5 protein-coding genes and 1 pseudogene are annotated in these 3,393 nt (G+C 66.5%); 3 read left to right on the top strand and 3 right to left on the bottom strand.

The window, feature by feature from the left end:
• Window positions 1–436: DEAD/DEAH box helicase family protein (locus QM682_RS18385; protein ID WP_415132391.1), on the bottom strand; the 436-nt coding region annotated here is incomplete at its 3' end.
• 140 nt (window positions 437–576) lie between these two features.
• Here QM682_RS18385 and QM682_RS18380 point away from each other — a divergent pair.
• The 3 genes from QM682_RS18380 (at window position 577) to QM682_RS18370 (ending at window position 2,277) form a co-directional block, all read left to right on the top strand.
• Window positions 577–888: an ETC complex I subunit gene (locus tag QM682_RS18380; RefSeq protein ID WP_415132389.1), complete on the top strand. Its 312-nt coding sequence runs from the start codon at window positions 577–579 to the stop codon at window positions 886–888.
• A 69-nt stretch (window positions 889–957) separates the two neighbouring features.
• Window positions 958–1,899, top strand: a complete 942-nt coding sequence (locus QM682_RS18375; RefSeq protein WP_415132387.1) for an MYG1 family protein — start codon at window positions 958–960, stop codon at window positions 1,897–1,899.
• Between the two features lie 189 nt (window positions 1,900–2,088).
• Complete coding sequence (locus QM682_RS18370; protein ID WP_415132385.1) at window positions 2,089–2,277, top strand: transposase domain-containing protein; 189 nt, start codon at window positions 2,089–2,091, stop codon at window positions 2,275–2,277.
• Between the two features lie 97 nt (window positions 2,278–2,374).
• Here QM682_RS18370 and QM682_RS18365 read toward each other — a convergent pair whose 3' ends face one another.
• Together QM682_RS18365 and QM682_RS18360 are read right to left on the bottom strand one after the other, a co-directional pair.
• Entirely contained in the window at window positions 2,375–3,145 is a 771-nt protein-coding gene (locus tag QM682_RS18365) for a LamB/YcsF family protein (protein ID WP_415132383.1), read from the bottom strand.
• Between the two features lie 5 nt (window positions 3,146–3,150).
• Window positions 3,151–3,393: pseudogene (locus QM682_RS18360) on the bottom strand (hypothetical protein); the annotation flags it as partial.

Genomic DNA, 3,393 nt, shown 5'->3' with positions numbered 1-3,393 from the left:
GGCGCATCCGGTCGATGGCCTCGTTGATCTGGGATTCCTTCTCGATATAGGTGTCCGAGCGGGGGACATAGGCTTCGGGCTGGTAATAATCGTAATAGCTGACGAAGTATTCGACCGCGTTATCGGGAAAGAAGCCCTTGAATTCGCCGTAAAGCTGGGCGGCCAGGGTCTTGTTCGGCGCCAGGATGATGGCGGGGCGCTGGGTCTCCTCGATCACCTTGGCCATGGTGTAGGTCTTGCCGGTGCCGGTCGCGCCCAGCAGCACCTGATCACGCTCGCCCGCCGCGACGCCCTGGGCCAGTTCGGCGATGGCGGTGGGCTGGTCGCCCGCCGGCCTGAACTCGGACCGCATGATAAAGCGGCGCCCGCCTTCCAGCTTGGGGCGCGTCACCTCGGCAAAGCGCAGGACCGGAGCGTTCGTGTTGTTGTGACCCATGGTTTCACCTTTGTTCCGGTTCCGAATGTGGCATGGCGTGCCGCAGATGCAAGGGTCGCGCCGGATTTCGCCGCTGGGATCTTGAACCGCGCCGCCTGTTGAGGGATAAGACGGCAAGCCAGAACAGAGGGTTCCCGTCCATGCGAGTCCGTATCTATCAGCCAGCGCGCAATGCCATGCAATCCGGTGTCGCCCGGACGCGGGAATGGATCCTGGTCCATCCCGCCGCCGATGCGCGCGAGATCGACCCGCTGATGGGCTGGACCAGCAGCGACGACACGCAAAGCCAGGTCAAGCTGCGCTTCGAGACGCGCGAGCAGGCCGAGGATTATGCCAGGTCCAAGGGCCTGGATTACGAGGTGGTCGAACCGCATGCCCGCGCAGCCAATGTCCGCCCGCGCGGCTATGGTGAGAATTTCGCGACGGATCGCCGCGCGCCCTGGACGCATTAGGCCCTTGGCTGCAATCCGCTTTCATTCAGGGCCGCCCTTGGGCGGTCTTGTCGTTTCAAGGGCGCTGCCATGATCGCATTTCTCGTCACCCATTCCGGCGGCTTCCATGCCGATGAGCTTCTGTCCTCGGTCGTGCTCACGCGGCTGTTTCCGCAGGCGCGGCTGGTGCGCAGCCGGGACGCGGCTTGGATCACCCCCGCGCCCGACCGGCTGATCTATGATGTCGGGCGCGACTATGACGCGGCGCGCGGCATTTTCGACCATCATCAGAATCCCGCGCCGCTGAGGGCGGATGGGCGGCCCTATAGCTCTTTCGGGCTGGTCTGGCGGCATTACGGGCTGGACTATCTGCGCGCGCTCGGCGTGCCCGATGACGATCTGGATGGCATCCATGCCGGGTTCGACGCCGATTTCGTGCTGCCGATCGACCTGACGGACAATGGCGTTCTCAGCCCGGCGGCGGTGGGGGCGGCGCTGGCCGACCTGACCCTGCCCGCGCTTCTGGAAAGCCTGAAGCCGGTTTTCGACGACCATAGCCCCGATGCCGAGGATCTGGCCTTTCACCGCGCCCTGGCCGTGGCGCGCATTTTCGTCGAAGCCGCCATCGCCCGCAAGGCCGCCAAGCGGCGGGCCGAGGGCGTGGTTCAGCAGGCCATCGCCGCCGCGGGCGCGGGCCGGGTGCTGGAACTGCCGACAGGGATGCCTTTCCGCTCGGCGGTGATCCGGGCGGGGGCGGATCATCTGCTTTTCGTGATCCATCCCAGGGAAGCGGATTGGAGCCTGACCGGCATTCGCCGCGACGAAGAGGGCTTTGCCCTGCGCGCCGACCTGCCCGCCGCCTGGGCCGGGCTGACCGATGCGGCGCTTGAGGCGGCTTCGGGGGTCAAGGGCGCGCGCTTCTGCCACAATGCGCGCTTCATCGCCGTGGCCGACAGCCGCGAGGCTATTTTGCGAATGGCCGCCCAGGCGGTGGCCGAGGCGGAGGTCAAGGCAGCGGGCCGTGACCGATAGCGATGATCCCTACGTTTACGCTATAATCCTATGATTTCCGGTCAACTCTGACGCACTTTCGGCGTTCCGGTCGATCATGCATCATCAGATCGCGTTTCGCCGCCGTGGATCATTGCGGCAACCGGGTGATCAACGACCGGGGCCGCGACATCGCGAACCTGCTCCGGATGATCGCCCCGACCCGCAAGAATGCGCTCTTCGCCGGGCATGACGAGGCCGGGCGATCCTGGGCGCATCGCATCCCTTACCGCCCCCGCAAAGGTCAATGGCGTCAAGCCATTCGCCTGCCTCAAGGCGATTCTGCAAGCCGTGGCAGCCGGCCGCCCACAGGCGAAGATCGACGACCTGCTGCCCTGGATCTGCAAACCGGCAAGCTGAACGCGCGTGGGGTAAAGCCGCCGCTTACAGTGATCCGTGGCACAGACAGGGCGCCGTCCGCGCGCAAATTCGCCGCCCTGGAAGCCCGATGACGACCTTATTGGACCAGCTTTCCGGGTGGCACGATGACGCCCCCCGCCGCTTCCACCGCGGCACGGATGGCGCGGGCGTGACCAGCCGCGCCGGGCGTGTCGCTGTGGACAAGAGCCGAGGCCGCATCCAGCGGCAGGGATTGGCCATCCACCGTCTCGACCGTGCCGTCCTCGATCAGGCGCAACACGCGGGCGGCGATCACCTCGCTATCCTCCAGCACGGCGCCGGGCAGGTGGCGGCCCAGCAGCTTGCCGTCCGGCCCATAGGCGCGGTCGGCGAAGAACGAGCCCACCGTGCGGATGCCGTGGCGCTTGGCCGCACGCATCGTCTCTCCATCGGGGATGGTGGTGATGATGATGTCGCGGTCATAGGCGGCGACGGCGCGGATGGTGATTTCGGCCAGCCGCTCCTCGGTCGCGATCATGTGGCCAAGCGCGCCGTGGAAGTTCAGATGCTCGACCTTGCGGCCATGCAGGCCGGCCAGCGCCGCCAGCGCGCCGATCTGGTAGATGATGTGCTTTGAGAACGTCTCCGGGTCGAAGGCGATGTTGCGGCGGCCAAAGCCCAGACGGTCGGGAAAGCCGACATGCGCGCCGATGCCGACGCCGTTCTGCTGCGCCAACTCCACCGTCGCGGCCATGATCTCCGCATCGCCGGCGTGATAGCCGCAGGCGATGTTGGCGGATGAGATCACCTGCATCAGCGCCTCGTCCTCGCCAAAGCGCCAGGGGCCGAAGCCTTCACCAATGTCTGCGTTCAGGTCGATCTTGAACATGGGGGTCACTCCTTTTCGAGGGCGGGCCAGGCGGCCTCGGCCAGCACCATCTCACCCAAGGCCGGGGCGCCCGTGGGGGCATCGGCAAGGAAGCCCGGAACGACCGGCAGGGGTAGCGCGGGGAAAGCCTCACCATTGGCCATCCGCAGCTTGCGGGCAAAGATGCCGCGTTCCGCGAAATGCGGATCCGCCCTGGCCTCGGCCAGATCGCGCACCACCTCGACGGCGAAATCGTCGCCCGCGAAGGC

The organism is Paracoccus sp. (in: a-proteobacteria) (assembly GCF_047605025.1).
In the GTDB taxonomy this organism is placed as follows: Bacteria; Pseudomonadota; Alphaproteobacteria; order Rhodobacterales; family Rhodobacteraceae; genus Paracoccus.
This window is presented reverse-complemented; position numbering and strand designations above follow the sequence as displayed.

Excerpts from the sequence above, each read along its gene's own strand:
- QM682_RS18365 (WP_415132383.1), bottom strand. The coding sequence starts at position 3,145 with ATGTTCAAGATCGACCTGAACGCAGACATTGGTGAAGGCTTCGGCCCC.
- QM682_RS18375 (WP_415132387.1), top strand. The coding sequence starts at position 958 with ATGATCGCATTTCTCGTCACCCATTCCGGCGGCTTCCATGCCGATGAG.
- QM682_RS18370 (WP_415132385.1), top strand. The coding sequence starts at position 2,089 with ATGCGCTCTTCGCCGGGCATGACGAGGCCGGGCGATCCTGGGCGCATC.
- QM682_RS18380 (WP_415132389.1), top strand. The coding sequence starts at position 577 with ATGCGAGTCCGTATCTATCAGCCAGCGCGCAATGCCATGCAATCCGGT.